The following is a 1,753-nucleotide window of genomic DNA, read 5'->3' on the forward strand; positions in this document are numbered from 1 at the left end:
CGATCGTGCAGAGCCAGACCGAGCAGATCACCCAGATGCAGGACATGCTCGCATCCAAGTGACCCGGCGCGCGCCGAGGCAGGCTGACCGCCTCCTCGGCGCGCAACCGGTCCGGTCCGACCCCGGTCCGGTCTCCCTCATTCTCACGACGCTGCGGGACACTCTTCCCGCACCGCAACGAAGTAGGTGTACATGTTCATCCTCAACGCGCTCGGCGACGCCCTCGCAGCCGCTGGCTCCATGGGGTGGGAGATCCTCTGGCCCCTCATCCTCGGCTTCGCCCTGTCCGGTATCATCCAAGCCGTCGTCCGCACGGACCGGATCATGAAGCTCATGCACGACGACTCGCCTCGCGCGATCAGCGTCGCGACCGGACTCGGCGCCCTGTCATCGTCCTGCTCCTACGCCGCAGTCGCACTCGCACGAGCCCTGTTCCGGAAAGGCGCGAGCCTGTCATCCGCGATGGCGTTCGAGGTCGCATCGACGAACCTCGTCGTCGAACTCGGCCTGATCCTGGCGTTCGTGATGGGCTGGCAGTTCACCCTCGCGGAGTTCATCGGCGGCCCAATCATGATCATCCTCATCGCCCTCGGTTTCCGACTCTGGATGCGTGGCAAGATCCTCGACGCCGCCCGCGAGCAAGCCGACAAGGGCCTTGCCGGATCGATGGAGGGCCACGCGGCGATGGACAATAGCCGATTGTCAACCGGACGGCACCTCTGTCGCCAACTGCTCGCCATGCCCCACCCACGTCTGAAACGGCACGACCGATCGATAGGGGCAGCGATGCTGAATCTGCAGTTCCTTGCGCCGGTGGTACTGGTTATCGTCGCCGTGCTCGTCTTCCTCGCGGCCCGCGGGAGCATGGGCTGAAACCCGCTGCCGGATCAGCAGGACGCGCGACGTCGAGTTCGAGCCGAGCGCCGCTCCCGCGACCGATAGCCGGTCGTCAACCGGACCCAGCGAGCCAAGTTCGTCTTCCGCCTTTGGTGATGGGAAGCTGGTAAATGTCGCCCGGCCCGAGCTGCTGTGGGCCGAACCCCTCCGAAAGCGATCACTGATGACCATCCCCGCAACGACCCTCACACAGCTCGTCGATGCATACCTCGCAGCTCTCGGATCAGCCGACGTAGACGCGGTGCTCGCCCTGTTCACGCCGGACGCGATTGTGAGCTCACCGCTTTACGGGGAGCAGCCCGCCCGCGACTTCTACCCGACATTGTTCGCCGACACGGCCGCATCCGTCCTCACGCTCCGCCGAACCTTGGTCAGCACAGACGACTCGGCTCCGACTGTTTCACGGGCGACGTCGTCGCGCTCGGTGAGGTCGTGGCCGAAGGTGACCTCGTGCCCGATCGACTTCTCACCGACGCCGGCCTCGACCGTCCGCGGGTCGCGGCCCCAGGCGAGGTCGTGCAGCCGCTGGCCACCGGCGGGTCCGAGCGCGGAGACGAGCGAGCCGAGCGGCGTGGTCGCGAGGTCGCCGACCGTCCGGATGCCGCGGCGCTCGAGGGTCTCCTGCGTCTTGCCGCCGACGCCCCACAGCGCGGAGACCGGCTGCGGGTGGAGGAACGCCACGCTGTCGGCCGCCGGCACCACGAGGAGGCCGTCCGGCTTCGACCGGCTCGATGCGAGCTTCGCCACGAACTTCGTCGACGCGGCGCCGACCGAGCAGTGCAGCCCGGTCTCGGCGAACACGGCGGCGCGGATCGCCCGGCCGATCTCCCACGGGGTGCCGAGAGCCGGATGCCCC

At 67.9% G+C, this 1,753-nt stretch carries 2 protein-coding genes; one reads left to right on the forward strand and one right to left on the reverse strand.

The window, feature by feature from the left end:
* Window positions 1-192 precede the first annotated feature (192 nt).
* Entirely contained in the window at window positions 193-873 is a 681-nt protein-coding gene (locus tag I5E_RS06710; RefSeq protein WP_083857898.1) for a permease, read from the forward strand.
* A gap of 336 nt (window positions 874-1,209) precedes the next feature.
* Here I5E_RS06710 and I5E_RS06715 read toward each other — a convergent pair.
* Window positions 1,210-1,753: DNA polymerase Y family protein (locus I5E_RS06715; RefSeq protein WP_441294324.1), on the reverse strand; the 544-nt coding region annotated here is incomplete at its 5' end.

It is taken from the genome of Curtobacterium sp. B18 (assembly GCF_000333375.1).
In the GTDB taxonomy this organism is placed as follows: domain Bacteria; phylum Actinomycetota; class Actinomycetes; order Actinomycetales; family Microbacteriaceae; genus Curtobacterium.